Source organism: Sanguibacter biliveldensis, from assembly GCF_033798665.1.
Taxonomy (GTDB): domain Bacteria; phylum Actinomycetota; class Actinomycetes; order Actinomycetales; family Cellulomonadaceae; genus Sanguibacter; species Sanguibacter inulinus.
This window is the reverse complement of sequence record NZ_CP138359.1, coordinates 3,011,181-3,027,938: the sequence shown is the minus strand read 5'-3', so window position 1 is coordinate 3,027,938 and position 16,758 is coordinate 3,011,181. Positions and strand designations below refer to the sequence as shown.

Below are 16,758 nucleotides of genomic sequence, written 5' to 3'. Positions count from 1 at the left end.
CGTCAGGACTTCTTGTCGCCGATGTGGTCGGTGATGTCGTCCGGGACCCCGTCGAGGTTCATGTCGTTCGTCCGGTCTGTGCGTCGCGCGTCGTGGCGCAGCGCCAGGGCTCCGAGGGTCGCGGAGATCACCGAGGCGAGCAGCACGGCGATCTTCGCGCCGGTCCCGTGCTCGCTGCTCGGGTCGAAGGACAGCTCGACGATCAGCAGCGACACCGTGAAGCCGATCCCGGCGAGCAGGCCGACCGGCAGCAGGTCACGGATGCCGATGCCCTGCGCGAGGCGCAAGGGAGTCATACGGGTGACCAACCAGGTGGTGCCCAGGATGCCCAGGCACTTGCCGACAACGAGCCCCACGACGATCCCGATCGTGACTCCCTGGCCGAGCACGTCGAGCAGAGAGCTGCCGACCACCGTGACCCCTGCGGCGAAGAAGGCGAAGACGGGCAGGGCGATGCCGGAGGACAGCGGGTTCCACGTCCGTTCGAAACGGTGCGTGCGCGTCTCCTTCTCGCCGTGGACCACGAGGGCCGGCACGAGGAAGCCCATCGTCACGCCGGCGACGGTCGCGTGGATCCCCGAGGCGTGGACGAGCGCCCAGACGACCACGGCGAGCGGGAGCAGGAGCCACCACCGGACGGTCCGAGCCCTGACCAGGATCCTGAAGAAGATCAGCCCGAGCACGGCGAGGGCGAGCGGACCCCAGGACAGCGAGTCCGTGTAGAAGATCGCGATGACGACGATCGCCAGCAGGTCGTCGACGACGGCGAGGGTCAGCAGGAAGGTGCGCACAGCCGTCGGCAGCCCTCGCCCGAACACCGCGAGGACGGCGAGCGCGAAGGCGATGTCGGTGGCCGTGGGGATCGCCCAGCCACCGAGTGCTGTGGTGTCGCCTGTCACCAGCACGACCGTCACGAAGAGGATCGCCGGGACGGCCATGCCACCGACAGCGGCCAGCATCGGCACGGCCGCCTGCCGTGGCTCGCGCAGCGACCCTGCGACCAGCTCGTGCTTGAGCTCGAGACCGACGACGAAGAAGAAGATCGCGAGCAGACCGTCCGCCGCCCACCCGGCGACCGACAGGTCGAGGTGCAGGGAGGCCGGACCGATCTTCGTCTCGGAGAGCGTGGTGTAGATCTCGCGCCAGGGGGAGTTCGCCCAGACGATGGCGAGGATCGCGGCGCCGATGAGGAGCATGCCGCCGGTCGTCTCGCGCGTGACCCACCCGGCGAGACGCGCCGGGACGGTCTGCGCCGCAGGCGGAGCCGAGTCCTGCGGGGACCGGGTCAGCGGCTCGGGGCCGGTCGCGCCGTCGGGCTCGTGCGCGGGACCTGGAGAGACAGGGGTAGACATGGGGGGCTCCTTCGGAGGGTCGACAAGGTCATCGCCGACCAGACTTCCCGGCACACCACGAGACAGCGTAGTCGCCAGCCTCGTCCCCTGCCTCCGGGCTGGCATGCTGGCACGGTGACCGACGACACGCAGACCGACGACACGCAGATCACCGATGCCCAGCCCGGCGAGTCCCAGACCGCTCCCGCCCCGCTCGACCGACTCGCCTGGCCCCGCCGGACCGAGCGTCTGACCCTGCGCCGGGTGACCATGGCCGACGAGGCCGCGATCTGGGAGTACCGCCGGCTCGAGGAGGTCAGCCGGTGGGGTTCGTGGCTCCCGACCGACAGGGCGGACTGGCACGAGATCCTCGGCAGGCGGCTGCGCGACCTCCTCGTGATCGAGCTCGACGGCCGGGTGGTCGGGGACCTCATGGTCCGTGTCGAGGACGCCTGGGCGCAGCGCGAGGTGGCCGAGGACGCGAGAGAGCAGCAGGCCGAGCTCGGGTGGAGCCTGAGCCCCGACGTCGGAGGCCAGGGCTACGCGACCGAGGCCGTGCGAGAGGTCTTGCGCCTGTGCTTCGAAGACCTCAAGGTCCGCCGCGTGGTCGCCGAGGCCTTCGCGGACAACGAGCCGTCGCTCCGCCTGGCCGAGCGCCTCGGGATGCGTCGCGAGCACCACGCCGTGGCCGACGCGCTCCACCGCGACCTCGGGTGGGTCGACTCGGTCGGCTACGCGCTCCTCGCCCACGAGTGGGCTGCCCGGCAGTGACGGTCTGCAGGTGAGGCCGTCACCCCTCAGCCCCGAGTCTCAGCGCTCAGCCTCGTAGGCGAGCAGCGCCAGCTGGATGCGGTTGGTGAAGTCGAGCTTGGTGAGCGCGCTCGAGATGTGCGACTTCACGGTGCCCATCGACAGGTACATCTGCTCGGCGATCTCCGTGTTCGAGAGCCCCTGCGCGACGGCGCTCGCGACGTCGCGCTCGCGGTTGCTGAGGACCGAGAGGCGAGCGACCGCCTGGTCGGCTCGGGACGAGCCCGCGGGCGCCGCAGCCGCGGCACCGGGGGCGGACTCGGCGGTCGCCCGGTCGATGAGCACCTTCATGACGTCGGGGGAGAGGACCGGGTCGCCGTGCGCGGTCCGGCGGACGGCGTCGACGATCTCCTCGGGCGGGGTGTGCTTGAGCAGGTAGCCCGACGCGCCGGCCTGGAGGGCCCCGAGGATGGTCTCGTCTCCGCCGAAGGTCGTCAGGACGATGACCTGCGGTGCCTCGACCGCGGGCGCGGCACCCGAGTCAGCATCTGCGCCCGCCGGCTCGCCCGGCTGCGCGCTCGTCTGCGTGCCCCCGCGCAGGGCGCGCGTCGCGGCGATCCCGTCCATGACGGGCATGCGGATGTCCATGAGGACGACGTCAGGCCTGTGCTCGGCGACGGCGTCTGCGACGAGGGAGCCGTCCGCGACCTCCCCGACGACCTCGATGTCGGGTGCCCCGGCGAGCATCAGCCGGAGCCCGGCACGCACGAGGGCGTCGTCGTCGACGATGAGGGTTCTGATCATGAGCGCCACGGTAGCCGGACCTTGAGCCTGAAGGCGCCCCCGCTCGCCCCGGCCTCGAGGGTGCCGCCCTCGAGCAGGACGCGTTCGGTGAGCCCTGTGAGGCCCGCCCCGGCCCCGGGGATGGTCGAGCGCGGCGTGGAGATCTGCGTGACGTTGGTGACCTCGACGACCACCTCGTCGCCCGCGGTGCCGCGTAGCAGGACGTTGACCGGCACCTCCGGCGCGTGCTTGCGGGCATTCGTCAGGCCCTCCTGGACCACCCTGAACACCGTGCGCTGGAGCTGCGGGCGTGCTTCGTCGAGCCCTGAAGCGTCTGAGGTGACGTGGATCTGCTGACCCGCGGCGCGTGCTTCCTCGACGAGCGTCTCGAGGTCGGAGATGGCTGCCTGCGGCGCGGCCGTGCCGGTCTCGTCGTCCTGGTCGTCGCTCGAGTCGGTGCGCAGCACGGTGAGCACCTCGCGGAGCTCTTCGAGGGCTTGGTGGGCGTTCTCGCGGATGACGGTGACGGCGTCGTGCACCTCGGTCGCGGTCAGCGGGGCGGCCGCACCGCTCTCCGCCTGCCGTGTGCGGTACTCCAGGGCGCCGGCGTGCACGGAGAGCAGCGAGATGCGGTGCGCGAGGACGTCGTGCATCTCACGGGCGATGCTCGACCGCTCGCCACGGCGTGCGTCGACGAGCCTCAGCTCGTGCTGACCACGTTCCTGCTCGGCGCTCTCCCGCAGGCTCAAGACCAGCTGGCGCCGTGCCCTGACGGCGATGCCCCAGGCGAGGACCATCATCCCGATGAGCGTGCCGAAGATCAGCGACCCCCAGTCGTCGGCGCTGCCCTCGGTGATCCGCAGGTGCAGGAAGGAGACGGGGATCTGCAGGAGGTTCACCGGGACCGACACCGGCCACGGCCTGTGGACGGCGAGGGTGAACAGCAAGATGACGGTCGCGGCACCCGTGCTCAGGGTGAAGGTCGACAGCACGAGCGCGACGAGGCTCAGGGCGAGCGGGAACCGGCGTCGCCACCAGAGCGCGAGGGACAGCAGCACCCCGAGGACGGGGTCGAGGACGCCGTCGACGAGCGGGAACTCCCGGGGGCCGTCGAAGCCGAGGCTGATGTCCCCGGGGCTGGTCGCCGGGGCCTGAGCCACCGCGACGAGCATGACGAAGCCGAGCGAGACGAGGAAGGCGATGCTGTCGATCGCCCAGTCGCGGGCGGTCCGGCGGGGGATGCGCCGCGCTGCGCCGTTCTGCGCGGCTCCGGCGAGGAGCCCGGGCAGCGCCCAGCGCGCGTCGACCACAGGGCTGTCCGAGACTCGCATGCGACGACCCTACGGCGCGCCGGGAGCAGGCCGCGACGGCCGACCGACCGATCTTCGCTGCTGCCTCGGCGTCCGGGTCTCGACCGATCGACCGAGTCTCACCCCGCCGCGGCGAGGTCGCGCAGCCGGAGGACGGTGGTCCAGTTCCGGGCGGTCCCGTCGACGCCGAGGGTGCGGCGGAGCAGCGCGGGGGTGAGGCGGGTGGTTCCGGCGCCCTCGGGGTAGACGGTGTACGAGGTGCCCGCGTGCCACGCCATCTGCTCGGGGTGCGGTGCCAGGTCGAGACCGGCGACGGCCTCGGCGGTCGGCGGGGTCGCGTAGAAGGTGACCAGCAGCTTCGACGGGGCGGACTCTGCCTCTGCCGGGAAGGGGTTGTGCGCGACGACAGCGTCGAGGGTCTCGGGGGACACCACGATGATGTCGACGTCGAGCCCGAGCCGGTCGAGGAGCCCGGCGTGCACGACGGCACCGACCTCGGCCTCGGTGGTGCATGCGGCTGCAGCGCTGCCAGGTGTGGGCGCTGAGACCACGAGGTTGCCGCTCGCGAGGATCGTCGTCGCGCGGGTCCAACCGGCGTTCTCGCCGACGGCGCGCAGGCCGGCCGAGGGGACCTTGCGGTGCCCGCCGACGTTGACGCCGCGGAGCAGGACGACTGCTGTGGTGAGGGTCACGGGTCGAGACTAGCGGTGGTGGGTGTCGGTGGCCGGGAGCAGACTGGGCGGGCGGTCAGGTGCCGCCACCCGAGACTGCGCTGGGACGCGCACGGCCCAGGCCAGCATCCCTGCGTCTCGGGCACGTCTGCTCGACCAGCGAGGACACACGATGACCGCTCCCAGCTCGACAGGACCGTCGGCGCAGGTCGACCTCGGTGGACGCAGCCCGTGGAGCGTGCTGCCGCCGCTGCTGCTCGGGTTCTTCATGATCATGGTCGACACGACCATCGTGAACATCGCCGTGCCGACCCTCGTCGACAGCTTCGACGTGGGGCTCTCGGCCGTCGGGTGGGTGACGAGCGCCTACCTGCTCACCTACGCCGTGCTGCTGCTCGTCACCGGGCGCCTGGGGGACAGGTTCGGGCCGAAGAACATCTTCGTCGCGGGGCTGGTCGTCTTCACGCTGTCCTCCCTGTGGTGCGGGTTCTCGGGGAGCATCGGCATGCTCATCACCGCGCGGGCCGTGCAGGGGGTCGGTGCGGCGCTCATGACGCCGCAGACGATGGCGATCATCACCCGCGTGTTCCCGCCGCAGAAGCGCGGTGCGGCGATGGGCGTTTGGGGGTCGGTCGCGGGGATCGCGACCATCACCGGGCCTGTGCTCGGCGGCCTGTTCGTCGAGACGCTCGGCTGGGAGTGGATCTTCTTCATCAACGTGCCGGTCGGCCTCGTGGCCCTGTTCTTCTCCTTCCGAGCCCTGCCGGCGCTCGCCACGGACAAGAAGTCCTTCGACGTGCTCGGGGTGGTCCTCTCGGTCGTCGGGCTGGGTGCGCTCGTCTTCGGTGTGCAGGAGGGGGAGACCTACGACTGGGGCCAGGTGTGGGGGCCGGTGTCGATCCCGCTGATCATCGGGCTCGGGGTCGTGGTGATCGTCGGCTTCCTGCTGTGGCAGCGCAGGCTCGGCCAAGACGCGCTGCTGCCGCTGAGCCTGTTCCACCACCGCAACTTCTCGCTCGCGAACGTCTCGGGCATGACGGTGTCCTTCGCGATGATCGGCATCTTCTTCCCGCTCACCCTGTTCTTGCAGACGACCCTCGGCCTCTCGCCCCTGCACGCCGCGCTCGTGAGCCTGCCGAGCTCGGTGGTCTCGGGCGTGGTCGCGCCCTTCGCCGGACGGCTCTCCGACAGGGTCCCGGCCAAGTGGGTCATGGTCACCGGCTTCGCGTCCCTCGCCGTCGCGACGGTCTGGCTCGACCTCGTGATCGCCCCCGGGATCTCGGCGTGGACGATCGTCGTGCCGATGCTGTTCTTCGGGCTCGGCACAGGCTGCGTGTTCTCGCCCATGGCGAGCCTGGCGACGGCCGGGCTCGACCAGTCGACCGCCGGCGCCGGGGCCGGGGCCTTCAACACGACCCGCCAGGTCGGTGGGGTCATCGGCTCGGCTGCGATCATCGCGATGCTCCAGACGCGCCTCGCCGTGACGCTTCCCGCGGCGGCGCAGGATGCCGCGGGGGCTCTCCCGGAGCAGTACAGGCAGTCCTTCGTCGACGGCTTCGCGTCGATGGGCGGGTCCTTCAGCGGGGCTGGCGGGTCGGTTCCCGTGCCTGACGGCGTCCCGGCCGACGTGGCCGACGCGATCTCCGCGGCAGGGTCTGCGGCCTTCGGGACCGGCTTCGCCCAGGCTGCCGGGGACACCATGCTCCTGGTCGCGGGCGTTCTTGTCGTCGGGCTGGTGTCGGGGGTGCTGATGCGCCGGGAGTCCGGGCACGTCTGACGTCGCTCGTGTGAACTCTGGGTGACATCTCGCGACATCTGCCCCACGAGGGGTGTGCTCTGAATCACACGGGCGTAGTTTGCAGGAGACGGACGACACCCGTCGTCCTCCGGGAGGCCAGCCCATGGAGCATCAGCTCCGAGCAGGACGGCCGTCCGCGGCCACGCCCCTGCGTGGACCGGCGGACCGCCAGACCCACTCGCCCGACGGTGACGTGCCCCGCACGCACCGCCCGGACGGCAGGCGCACAGCGTGCGCCGGAGGGAGCTCGTCGTGGTTGCTGAGAAGACCGTGGTAGCTGGGAAGACTGCTGGGAGGTCCGCGAGGACCGAGACGCCTGAGGCTGCTGGTGCGGCTGCAGCGGAGGGCCGCAAGACCTTCGTGCTCGACACGTCTGTCCTGCTCTCCGACCCGAAGGCGCTCGTGAGGTTCGCCGAGCACGACGTGGTCCTGCCGATCGTCGTCATCACCGAGCTCGAGGCCAAGCGCCACCACCCCGAGCTCGGGTACTTCGCCCGGAGCGCCCTGCGCATGCTCGACGACCTCCGCGTGAAGAACGGCGGCCTCGACCACCCGATCCCCGTCGGCGACGGCGGGTCGCTGCGCGTCGAGCTCAACCACACCGACCCCTCCGCACTGCCCGACGGATTCCGGCTCGGGGACAACGACACCCGCATCCTCGCCGTCGCAGCGAACCTCGCGGCTGAGGGCGCCGACGTCACCGTGGTCTCCAAAGACCTCCCGATGCGCGTCAAGGCGTCGGCCGTCGGGCTGAGCGCCGACGAGTACCGTGCCGAGCTCGCAGTCGACTCCGGCTGGACGGGGATGGGCGAGCTCGACCTCGCCGAAGACCAGATGGCTCAGCTGTGGGAGCACGAGTCGATGGAGCTCGCCGCCGTCGACGCGGCGTCGGTGACCGCCGCAGAGCCGCTGCTCTGCCACAAGGGTCTCGTGCTGCACTCGACCCGCGGGTCGGCCCTCGCCCGGGTCACGCCCGACAAGCACCTCCAGCTGATCCGCGGCGACCGCGAGGTCTTCGGGGTCCGGGGTCGCTCGGCCGAGCAGCGCATCGCGATCGACCTGCTGCTCGACGACGCGATCGGGATCGTCTCCCTCGGTGGCCGCGCCGGGACCGGCAAGTCCGCCCTCGCGCTCTGCGCGGGCCTCGAGGCTGTGCTCGAACGACGCCAGCACCGCAAGATCATGGTGTTCAGGCCGCTCTACGCCGTCGGCGGGCAGGAGCTCGGCTACCTGCCCGGCTCCGAGGCCGAGAAGATGAGCCCGTGGGCCCAGGCCGTCTTCGACACCCTCGGTGCGCTCGTCAGCAAAGAGGTGATCGACGAGGTGATCGACCGCGAGATCCTCGAGGTCCTGCCGCTGACCCACATCCGCGGGCGGTCCCTCCACGACGCCTTCGTGATCGTCGACGAGGCGCAGTCCCTCGAGCGCAACGTGTTGCTCACGGTGCTCTCGCGGATCGGGCAGTCGTCCAGGGTGGTGCTCACCCACGACGTCGCCCAGCGCGACAACCTGCTCGTCGGGCGCCACGACGGCGTCGCCGCGGTGATCGAGGCGCTCAAGGGGCACCCGCTCTTCGCGCACGTGACGCTGACCCGGTCCGAGCGGTCCGCTGTAGCGGCGCTGGTCACGGACATGATGGAGCGCATCGAGGTGTGAGGGTGCGGGCGTGGGCCGTCTAGATCGCGTCGTCGGACGCGCCGGTCCACGCCCGATGGCACGTCATCGGGCTGCGGCACGCCGTTCGCACACGATCGTCCCCACGGGTCGCTGCCCGCGGCTGGCCCTGCGGTGGGTCTCGACCACGTCGAAGCCCGCTGCGTCGAGCAGCCTGTGCAGGTCGTCGGCCGGCCACCTGTAGGCACGCAGGACAGCGTGCTCGAAGGCTTCGCACGAGGCGCCGTCGAAATAGCCGAGGACGAGCTCGCCGCCGGTCTGCAGGATCCGGGCGAACTCGGCGATCGGCGTGCTGATGGTCGACGGGTCGTGGTGGATCGTGGAGAACCAGGACAGGACGCCACCCAGGGAGGCGTCGGGGGCGTCGGTCCGGTCGATGCTCTCGAGGTCGAATCGGATGCCGGGATAGGTCGACCGGGCGTGCCCGACGAACTCGGGCACCACGTCGATGCCGCGGGCGTCGAGCCCGAGCTCCGCCAGATGGTTCGTCCAGTGCCCTGGGCCGCAGCCCGCGTCGAGGACGGGGCCGCTCACGCGTCCAGCCCACGACTCGACGATCTGGCGGTCCGAGGGATGCACCGCCGACATCGAACCCAGGAGAGCCGTGTACTCGGCTGCTCGGGCGGTGTAGGCGGCAGTCGTCTCTGTCACGCCTCGACGGTACCGGGGGTGACGGAGTCGCAGAGGGCGATCCGCGCCGTGCGGACGACAACCGCCTCCGCTTGTCTCAGGTACTGAGCGTCGCCGCCGCACGGCTCGGGGCTGCCCCTCGACGTCCCTCACCCACCGAGGTGGGACGCGTCGGGGAGCATCTCGGGGCACGTGCCGCCCGGGGTCGTCGCGAGCTCGAAGTGCCAGATCTCGTTGGCGTAGGTCTGGCACAACCCGTAGTCGGGTCCGTGCTCCAGCAGCCAGTACATCGCGTCCAGCGGACCGATGTCGACGGCTCTGCCGGTGACGTGAGTGGAGGTCTCGGGGGTGGCGACGAACTGGCGGGCGTCCTCCTCGCTGCCGTAGGTGGCCAGCGCCTCGTCGTAGAGCTGTCCCTGATAGCGAGCGCTGCGCCAGCCTGTCGTGACGTAGAGGGGCTGGTCGTCCAGGGTCGCCTCCGCGGTCGCGGCCTCGACGGCGGCGCGCAGGGCCGGGTCGAGCCTCGTCACGGCGGGCAGGTCCGCTCCCGCGGTGATGTCGGTCCCGGCGGGGATCAGGCCGTCGGCCTCGGTGAGCGGTCCGGTCTGGGGCGGCTCGTCGGACGTGACGTCGGAGCCGACGGATACGGACGACGTCTGCGCCGACGCTGTCTCGTCAGGGCTCCGGAGCCACCCCGTCACGCTGAGCAGGACCAGGCCCACCAGGGCTGCTGCGAGCACGATCCCGAGGAGGATCGCCAGCAGCGTGAGGATCCCGGAACGGACAGGTCGGGTCGGACGGGGTGCGGTGCTGTTCGTGGTCTGCATGGTGACCATGCGACCTCGACGGACGTTGCCAGGACGTATGGCCGGGCGCATACGCTCCCGACATGTCGTGCACCCTAGGGTGAGCGGATGCGAGTACTGATCGTCGAAGACGAGGCCTTCATGGCCGAGGCCGTCCGTGACGGGTTGCGGCTCGAGGCGATCGCCGCCGACATCGCCGGGGACGGTGACACAGCCCTGGAGATGCTCGCGGTGAACGAGTACGACGTGCTCGTCCTGGACCGTGACGTCCCGGGCCCGGACGGCGACGAGATCGCGCGGATCGTCTCCCAGGAGCCCGGTGGGCCTCGGATCATCATGGTGACGGCCGCGAGCCGGATCGACGACAAGCAGGCCGGGTTCGGCAGCGGCGCCGACGACTACCTCACCAAGCCCTTCGTGATGCGTGAGCTGGTCTTGCGGCTGCGGGCGCTCGAGCGCAGGAGAGACGTCGGTCGACCCCCGGTCGTGCGGTCGGCCGGTCTCCGGCTGGACCCGTTCCGGCGAGAGGTGTTCAGGGACGGCCGTTACGTCGCGCTGACCCGCAAGCAGTTCGCTGTGCTGCAGGTGCTGCTCAACGCCGAGGGTGGCGTGGTGAGCGCCGAGCAGCTGCTCGAGCGTGCCTGGGACGAGAACGCCGACCAGCTCACGAACGCGGTCCGCATCACCATCTCCGCCCTGCGCAAGCGCCTCGGCGAGCCGGCGCTCATCCGGACCGTGACAGGCGTGGGCTACCAGATCGACGACGCGACGGACGTCGACCACGATGCCTAGGTCGCGGCCGGCCCGCTCGCGCCCGCGCGGGCTGTCGCTGCGGTGGCAGCTGACCCTGAGCTACGCCGCCTTCGTCGTCGTGGTCGGCGTCGTGCTGATCGCCGTCGGTGTCCTGCTGCTGCGGTTCGTGCCGGACGGGAACCTCCTGGAGTACGGCGGTGGGTTCGCACCGTCTCGTTCCGACCTCATGCCGGTCTTCGTCAGGTACGCCTCCGCCGGGCTGGTCTTCCTCGCCACGATCGGCCTCGGTGGTGGATGGCTGCTCGCCGGGCGCCTGCTGCGGCGCCTGCGTCTGATCACCGGCACGGCGGAGCAGGTCAGAGGCGGTGACCTGGACCACCGGATCGACATGGCGGGTCGCTCCGACGAGCTGTCCGGGCTCGCCGACACCTTCGACGACATGCTGGACCGCGTCCAGGCCTCCGTCGACGAGCACCAGCGGTTCGCGGCGAACGCCTCCCACGAGCTCCGGACACCGCACGCGGTGATCCGCACGATGCTCGAGGTCGCCCGTGCGGACCCCGACCGTGACGTGGAGCAGCTGCTCGGACGTCTGGAGACCGTCAACGAACGCTCCATCGCGCTCACCGAGGCCTTGCTCTCCCTCGCCCAGGCGGACAGTGCCGCGCGGGAACGCGAGCCGGTCGACCTGGCGGCGCTGGCGGCGACCGCGGCCGAGGACCTGAAGGCCGCTGCTGCCAGCCGTGACGTCGTCGTCACCTGCGACCTCCTCGCGGCAGCGACCACCGGCCACCCCGGGCTGCTCGCACGGCTCGTGACCAACCTCGTCCAGAACGCCGTGGTGCACAACCACCCCGGCGGGCAGGTGCTGGTCGCCACGTGGACAGACGAGCACGGCGACGCTCTCGTCGAGGTCGCCAACACCGGTCCGGTCGTCAGCGACGAGGTCGCGGCCACCCTCACGGAACCCTTCGTCCGCGCAGCGGGCAGGACACGACCGCGCGACCCGTCGCACGTCGGCGCGGGGCTCGGTCTGTCGATCGTCGCCTCGGTCGCGCGCGCCCACTCCGGGCACATCACCGTGGTGCCCCGTGCCGGTGGTGGCCTCACGGTGCGGGCGCAGATCCCTGCGTCGTAGAGAGAAGTCACAGTGATGGGACAAGACGACGGGGCGCGCTCGCAGTCTGCTCTGAGACGGTCGACGACCTCGGAACCGAGCGGCAGCCTGGAGCGCACCAGAGTGCTCAGGTGGATCGTCGTCGTGGTCGTCGCGACGGCAGCGGTCCTGTCCGTCGCGCCCGGGATGCTCGGCTGGTCGACCGAGAAGGGGGTCGCGCAGGCCGTCGCGCTGCGCATCTGGTTCCTGTGGGGCTTCGCCGGCATGGCTGCGGTGGCACTGCTCACCGCAGTCGGGATCGGCTCCCGACGACGGCGCCCGGTCCGCACGATCTCCGTCGCCCTCGTGTGCGCTCTCGCGGCAGGGTCGCACCTGCTCGTGCTCGACGCCCGCGGTCTGGGCGCTGGCCTCCCCGTGCTCGCCGCCGACGAGCGCGACGGCGACATCACCGTGCTGACGGCCAACGTCCGGGGCGAACGGGCGGGGGAGGAGACGGTCTCGGCCGTCGTCGATCGTGTCATCAGCAGCGGAGCCGACGTCGTCGCGCTCCCCGAGGGGCAGCCTGTCGTCGACGAGGTGGTCGCGCAGCTCGCCGGCCGCGGTGAGTCCTTCCAGGTCTTCCCTACCTTCGGCGCCGGCCCCAACCGGGGCACAGCCCTCCTGGTCGCAGAGTCGCTGGGCGCCTACCGCGAGGTCGACGGGCCCGTCGGCGGGGTCCGGGTCGAGCCTGTCGACGGCGACGGCCCACCGATCGCCGCCGTGCACCCGACCTCGTTGCCCCCAGACCCGACCGACGACCTGGGGGCGTGGCGCAGCGAAGGCTCTCAGGTGCGGGAGCTCTTCCGGACCATGACGGGTGGCATCGTGGCCGGAGACATGAATGCCACGCTCGACCACGAGCAGCTGCGCGAGACCGGCACCTACGTCGACGCCGGATCAGCCGTCGGGATCGGCGGGTACGGCACGTTCCCCAGCTCCCTGCCCGGTGTGCTCGGCACGGCCATCGACCACGTGCTCGTCGACGGAGGACGGTTCACCGTCCGCGCGGGTGCGGTCGTCGACGTCCCCGGCACCGACCACCGTGCCGTCGTGGTCCGGGTCGCGCCCAGGTGAGTCACCGGGTGGTCGACAGAACCTGCCCGCTGATCGTCAGGACGGTCCACGGACGCCACCAGACGTCCGAGATCGTCCGGACAGGTCTTGCTACCTTTCATCTCATGGGCCACCTCTCGACGCACGCGCCGGTGCTCACCACCGACCTCGACGACCGGCTGGCTCCCGTGGACGACGGTCGCTCGTGGCGGCCCTGACCGCCCGGCGGCGGCGCACGGTGAGCGTGGCGGTCGCCAGCACCCTCCTTGTTCTGGCGGGCTGCAGCTCGACGGGCTCGCCGTCCGAGCAGGGCACCGTCGTCGACCTGCTGCAGCAGGACTGGGGGCACGTGCCCGGGGTCGTCGAGGAGAGCGCAGGTCTGCGGGTGACGGTGACCGGGCGGAGCATCGTCGAGCAGGACGGTGGGGGAGGCCAACCTGACCCGCCGGTCAACCTCGCGGGGACGCACCTGGTGGCCCCAGAAGACTTCACGCTCCGGGCGACGTTCACAGACGTGACAGCCGACGCCACCCTGGCCGTCTACGACAGCCCGCCGGTGATCGCCGACGAGTTCCGGATCGAGCCTGCAGGTGTCCAGCTGACGCTCCGCGGCGACGACCTCCGGATCGCTGTCTTCGACGGCTCGCACCCGCAGGACGTGACCGACCCGCAGCCAGCGCACGACGAGCACGTCACGCTCCTCGACCCCGCGGCGGAGCTCTCCGTGCACCGTTCTGGTGATCGGCTCGAGATCGCGAGCGACGGTGAGACGCTGTCCTCCCTGCCCCTCGGTGACGTCTTCGTCTCCGGCGAGCTCTGGCTGGGGTTGTCGAGCGAGGAGGGAGCCTTCACGGTCAGCGCGCTCGCTGCCGCTGCGCCGAGCGGTGCTCACCTGGCCGCTGCCGGGCCCTCCGTGGCCGACGCTGAGCCGTCTCCGGACGGTCTTCAGGCTCTGGCCGCAGGCTCCCGCCCGGACTTCCTGGTCGGCGCCGCGGTGGCCCTCGGGCCGCTCGCCTCTGACGCGCAGTATGCGGACGCCGTCGTGGGCAACTTCGGCGTGATCACACCGGAGAACGCCATGAAGCCGCAGGCGCTCTCCCCGCGGCAGGGGGAGTACAGCTTCGAGGAGGCTGACGCCCTCCTCGACGTGGCGGCGAGCGCGGGGATCGCCGTGCACGGCCACACCATCGCCTTCACCGAGGCGATGCCGCGCTGGATGCGCGAGCTCCCGACGGGCACCGAGCAGGAGCGCCAGGAGAGCGCCGTGGTCCTGCTCGACTACGTGACCACCGTCGTCACGCACTTCCGGGGGCGGCTCGACTCGCTCGACGTCGTCAACGAACCCTTCGACCTCGAGCAGGGGACCAGCCTGCAGGAGAACGTCTGGTTCCGTGTCTTCGGGCCGACCTACCCGGTCGTCGTCTCGCAGGCGGTCCACGACGCAGACCCGGACGTCAGGCAGTTCATCAACGAGAACGGCGCCGACGTGCCGGGTCCCCGTCAGGACGCCCTGCTGCAGCTCGCCCTCGACACGAACGTGCAGGGCGGGCACATCGACGGCGTGGGCCTCCAGGCTCACGTCTACGACCTCGACACCGACGCCCTCTCGGCCGACGATCTCGCGACGACCTTCGCCAGCGTCGAGGACGCCGGGCTGCTCGCCCGGATCTCCGAGAACGACGTGACGGACAGCGAGGGGCAGGCTGTCCAGGCGGAGCAGTACGCCACGGTGCTCGCGGCCTGCTTCGCGTCGACCGCCTGCGTCTCGTACACGACGTGGGGCGTGGACGACGCCTTCGACTGGTGGGTCGACGACGACGGAGCGCTCCGGCAGGGCCACGACCTCCTGTTCGACGACGGAGAACCGACGCCGGCGTACGACGCTGTGAGAGAGGTCCTCGCGGGCTGACCGTCGAGCACCTGCGCGGGGAGGTCGACGCCCCAAGGGCGTCAGGCCCACCTAGGGCGCCGACGCCCCGAGCTGCACAGCCAGCTCCATGCAGCGCACGCGGGCGGGGGAGAAGTCGTAGGGCATGCTCCAGATGATGTCGGCCGCGCTCTTGGCGCGGGAGACGTCTGCTGGGGCGGGGTCGGGCACGGCGTCGGCGTCTTCAGGCGGGTGCAGCTCTTCCCAGGCGTCGAAGATCGCGTCGTCCTCTTCCAGCTGACCGGACTCCTCGATGACACGCATCAGCTCGGACTCGAAGGCAGCCCGCTCGGCCGCAACCTGCGCCACCCGGGGGTCGTCGACGGCGACCGTGTCGTCGAGCGCCGCCTCGGCGGCGTCCACGCGGTCGGCCTCGGCGCGCAGCCCGGGGTCGAGGGCCAGGGCGAGGAAGCGGCCCGCCTGCATGACGGCGCCGAGCGGCCCGAAGACCCGCTCGGTGACCAGCAGGGTGTCGAGGTCCTCCTGGCGCAGCGAGCCCTCGGGCGCGGCCTCGAGACGGCCCGAGACGAGGTCGTCGAGCAGCCCCTGCCGGCTGCCGAGGGCCCGCATGCGCTGCACAGTGGCGCGCCTGCGCTGCAGCTCAGCCTCCTGCGCTGCGAGGGTGTCCTCGAGCCGGGCCAGGACACAGTCGACGTCGCCCTCGCCGGCGTTGCCACCGGGGCCGTCCGGCGCGGCGCCGGCGAAGGCATCGCGGATGTCTTCGAGGGCGATCCCGGCGTCGGCCATGCGTCGGACCCAGAGCAGGCGGATGATCTCCTCGTAGCCGTACCGGCGGCGGCCGTCGCTGCCCCGCTCGCGCTCCGGGAGCAGTCCGACCTGGTGGTAGTGGCGGATCGTCCGGGGAGTGATGCCGACGAACGCCGCGGCGTCGCCGATCAGGACCTCACGGGGCGGGGGTGGGAACAGGGGCATGGTCGACCTCTCGGAGCGGTACTGGACGTGCTTCGAGCAGACCACATGACGCTGCGGCAGGAGCAAGCCGACCTCGCGCAGGCATCGATCCTGTCGTCAGCGTGCGGGGGAGTCTGGGGTCGGTGCGGCCTCTGCGAGCTGCTTCAGCGAGATCACGGCTTCGGCCCACATCTGGCGCATGCTGGGGGCCCACTCGTCAGGGACCTCGACCTCGACCTCGAGCGTGGTGACCCCGTCCGTCTCGCTGAAGGCGTACGACTCGCGCAGGCCGACGATCGGGCTCTCGCGTGTCACGACGCCGCGGTCGATCTCTCCGTCGTACCGGATCGTCACGAGCTCGGTGGGCCTGTTCTCGACGATGGTCCCGACGAGACCGCTCGTCTGGCCGTCCTCGCCCGGGCCGACGAAGCGGATCTCCGCGCCCTCGTCCCACCCGCCCTCGTAGGTCGATCCTTCGTGGAAGGCACCCGTCCACTGCTCGTAGGTGGCCCGGGCGAGCATGGTGTCCCACACGACGCGAGCGGGGGCGTGGACGTCCACGCTGGCTCTGATGATCTCCATGGACGATCGTAGGCCTCTGGACCCCACGAGACGCAAGAGTCCGAGACGGATCAGGCGCGGAGGTCGTCAGCCGCCGCCGGCCCGCCGCCGGTGGTTTCTCGCTTCCGGTCGTAGTGCCGACGGGCCTTCATGCGGTTCCCGCAGACGGCCATCGAGCACCACTGCGCGCGGTTGCCGTGGCTGCGGTCGATGAGGAACAGGCGGCAGTCGGGGTTGCCGCACGAGCGGAGCCTGCCCGGTCGGGTCTGCTCGAGCTCGCTCCACGCGATGACGGCCCGGGCGGCCAGGAGGCTGTCGTCGGGTGCCCGGAGCTGCCACTCGAGGGTGCCGGAGCTGATCGTCGGCACCTGGGCGACGTCTCGGAGGAACGGGGCGAGCGACTGGGGTCCGGCGTCTCCGCGGACCACCCCTTGGAGCACCTCGCGGGCCTCGCGCACCAGCTCCACCTCGCGGGGGGTGCCGGTGCCGCCATGCTCCAGCGTCCAGGCGGCGGCGGTCGCGTCGTCGCCCAGGGCGTCGACGATCTTCTCGCCCTCCACCGGGGTGGAGTTGAGCAGGTCGAGCAGGAGGACTTCGTTCGAGGAGACGTCAGCCATGACCCGAGTCTAACCCCAAGACTGTC

The 16,758-nt window shown here is 71.3% G+C and carries 16 protein-coding genes; 7 read left to right on the top strand and 9 right to left on the bottom strand.

Going from position 1 to position 16,758, the window contains the following annotated elements:
* Window positions 1–2: 2 nt before the first annotated feature.
* On the bottom strand, window positions 3–1,352 hold the full coding sequence (gene nhaA, locus SANBI_RS13245) for a Na+/H+ antiporter NhaA (RefSeq protein WP_319155768.1): 1,350 nt from the start codon (window positions 1,350–1,352) through the stop codon (window positions 3–5).
* 114 nt (window positions 1,353–1,466) lie between these two features.
* Here nhaA and SANBI_RS13240 point away from each other — a divergent pair, with 114 nt between their 5' ends.
* Entirely contained in the window at window positions 1,467–2,102 is a 636-nt protein-coding gene (locus SANBI_RS13240) for a GNAT family N-acetyltransferase (RefSeq protein ID WP_319155765.1), read from the top strand.
* A gap of 39 nt (window positions 2,103–2,141) precedes the next feature.
* Here the strand turns inward: SANBI_RS13240 and SANBI_RS13235 are convergent, their stop codons facing one another.
* The 3 genes from SANBI_RS13235 to SANBI_RS13225 all read right to left on the bottom strand — a co-directional run bounded on the left by SANBI_RS13235 (window position 2,142) and on the right by SANBI_RS13225 (window position 4,866).
* Window positions 2,142–2,885: a response regulator transcription factor gene (locus tag SANBI_RS13235; protein WP_319155763.1), complete on the bottom strand. Its 744-nt coding sequence runs from the start codon at window positions 2,883–2,885 to the stop codon at window positions 2,142–2,144.
* A complete protein-coding gene (locus tag SANBI_RS13230) occupies window positions 2,882–4,195 on the bottom strand; it encodes a sensor histidine kinase (protein ID WP_319155760.1) in 1,314 nt (437 codons plus the stop codon). Before SANBI_RS13230 ends, SANBI_RS13235 begins: the two co-directional genes overlap by 4 nt.
* A gap of 98 nt (window positions 4,196–4,293) precedes the next feature.
* Window positions 4,294–4,866, bottom strand: coding sequence for a DUF1697 domain-containing protein (locus SANBI_RS13225; protein WP_319155758.1), 573 nt, complete (start codon window positions 4,864–4,866; stop codon window positions 4,294–4,296).
* Window positions 4,867–5,017: 151 nt separating this feature from the next.
* Between SANBI_RS13225 and SANBI_RS13220 the strand changes: the two genes are divergently transcribed.
* Together SANBI_RS13220 and SANBI_RS13215 are read left to right on the top strand one after the other, a co-directional pair.
* Complete coding sequence (locus tag SANBI_RS13220) at window positions 5,018–6,622, top strand: MFS transporter (RefSeq protein ID WP_319155756.1); 1,605 nt, start codon at window positions 5,018–5,020, stop codon at window positions 6,620–6,622.
* Between the two features lie 273 nt (window positions 6,623–6,895).
* Window positions 6,896–8,299 (top strand): PhoH family protein, encoded by a 1,404-nt coding sequence (locus tag SANBI_RS13215; protein WP_408669708.1) that lies wholly within the window; start codon window positions 6,896–6,898, stop codon window positions 8,297–8,299.
* Between the two features lie 63 nt (window positions 8,300–8,362).
* Here the strand turns inward: SANBI_RS13215 and SANBI_RS13210 are convergent, their stop codons facing one another.
* A complete protein-coding gene (locus tag SANBI_RS13210) occupies window positions 8,363–8,968 on the bottom strand; it encodes a class I SAM-dependent methyltransferase (protein WP_319155754.1) in 606 nt (201 codons plus the stop codon).
* A gap of 128 nt (window positions 8,969–9,096) precedes the next feature.
* Complete coding sequence (locus SANBI_RS13205; protein ID WP_319155751.1) at window positions 9,097–9,774, bottom strand: M15 family metallopeptidase; 678 nt, start codon at window positions 9,772–9,774, stop codon at window positions 9,097–9,099.
* Between the two features lie 87 nt (window positions 9,775–9,861).
* On the opposite strand from SANBI_RS13205, the gene SANBI_RS13200 reads away from it, so the two are divergent.
* The 4 genes from SANBI_RS13200 (at window position 9,862) to SANBI_RS13185 (ending at window position 14,624) form a co-directional block, all read left to right on the top strand.
* Window positions 9,862–10,545, top strand: coding sequence for a response regulator transcription factor (locus tag SANBI_RS13200; protein WP_056129237.1), 684 nt, complete (start codon window positions 9,862–9,864; stop codon window positions 10,543–10,545).
* Window positions 10,538–11,644 (top strand): sensor histidine kinase, encoded by a 1,107-nt coding sequence (locus SANBI_RS13195; protein ID WP_319155748.1) that lies wholly within the window; start codon window positions 10,538–10,540, stop codon window positions 11,642–11,644. The genes SANBI_RS13200 and SANBI_RS13195 overlap by 8 nt, the downstream gene beginning before the upstream one ends.
* A gap of 123 nt (window positions 11,645–11,767) precedes the next feature.
* Entirely contained in the window at window positions 11,768–12,736 is a 969-nt protein-coding gene (locus SANBI_RS13190; RefSeq protein ID WP_319155745.1) for an endonuclease/exonuclease/phosphatase family protein, read from the top strand.
* A gap of 184 nt (window positions 12,737–12,920) precedes the next feature.
* Window positions 12,921–14,624, top strand: coding sequence for an endo-1,4-beta-xylanase (locus SANBI_RS13185; RefSeq protein WP_319155743.1), 1,704 nt, complete (start codon window positions 12,921–12,923; stop codon window positions 14,622–14,624).
* A gap of 51 nt (window positions 14,625–14,675) precedes the next feature.
* Here SANBI_RS13185 and SANBI_RS13180 read toward each other — a convergent pair whose 3' ends face one another.
* From SANBI_RS13180 to SANBI_RS13170, 3 genes are all read right to left on the bottom strand, one after another.
* A complete protein-coding gene (locus tag SANBI_RS13180) occupies window positions 14,676–15,575 on the bottom strand; it encodes a MerR family transcriptional regulator (RefSeq protein WP_319155741.1) in 900 nt (299 codons plus the stop codon).
* A gap of 96 nt (window positions 15,576–15,671) precedes the next feature.
* The gene (locus tag SANBI_RS13175; protein WP_319155737.1) at window positions 15,672–16,136 is read right to left on the bottom strand and encodes an SRPBCC family protein; all 465 of its coding nucleotides are present in this window, start codon (window positions 16,134–16,136) and stop codon (window positions 15,672–15,674) included.
* Window positions 16,137–16,186: 50 nt separating this feature from the next.
* On the bottom strand, window positions 16,187–16,732 hold the full coding sequence (locus SANBI_RS13170; RefSeq protein ID WP_319155736.1) for a CGNR zinc finger domain-containing protein: 546 nt from the start codon (window positions 16,730–16,732) through the stop codon (window positions 16,187–16,189).
* Between the last annotated feature and the right edge of the window lie 26 nt (window positions 16,733–16,758).

What these genes read in the sequence shown, in the direction of transcription:
- SANBI_RS13195 (WP_319155748.1), top strand. Translation starts at nt 10,538, where the DNA reads ATGCCTAGGTCGCGGCCGGCCCGCTCGCGCCCGCGCGGGCTGTCGCTG.
- nhaA (WP_319155768.1), bottom strand. Translation starts at nt 1,352, where the DNA reads ATGTCTACCCCTGTCTCTCCAGGTCCCGCGCACGAGCCCGACGGCGCG.
- SANBI_RS13220 (WP_319155756.1), top strand. Translation starts at nt 5,018, where the DNA reads ATGACCGCTCCCAGCTCGACAGGACCGTCGGCGCAGGTCGACCTCGGT.
- SANBI_RS13175 (WP_319155737.1), bottom strand. Translation starts at nt 16,136, where the DNA reads ATGGAGATCATCAGAGCCAGCGTGGACGTCCACGCCCCCGCTCGCGTC.
- SANBI_RS13205 (WP_319155751.1), bottom strand. Translation starts at nt 9,774, where the DNA reads ATGCAGACCACGAACAGCACCGCACCCCGTCCGACCCGACCTGTCCGT.
- SANBI_RS13230 (WP_319155760.1), bottom strand. Translation starts at nt 4,195, where the DNA reads ATGCGAGTCTCGGACAGCCCTGTGGTCGACGCGCGCTGGGCGCTGCCC.
- SANBI_RS13235 (WP_319155763.1), bottom strand. Translation starts at nt 2,885, where the DNA reads ATGATCAGAACCCTCATCGTCGACGACGACGCCCTCGTGCGTGCCGGG.
- SANBI_RS13180 (WP_319155741.1), bottom strand. Translation starts at nt 15,575, where the DNA reads ATGCCCCTGTTCCCACCCCCGCCCCGTGAGGTCCTGATCGGCGACGCC.
- SANBI_RS13200 (WP_056129237.1), top strand. Translation starts at nt 9,862, where the DNA reads ATGCGAGTACTGATCGTCGAAGACGAGGCCTTCATGGCCGAGGCCGTC.
- SANBI_RS13170 (WP_319155736.1), bottom strand. Translation starts at nt 16,732, where the DNA reads ATGGCTGACGTCTCCTCGAACGAAGTCCTCCTGCTCGACCTGCTCAAC.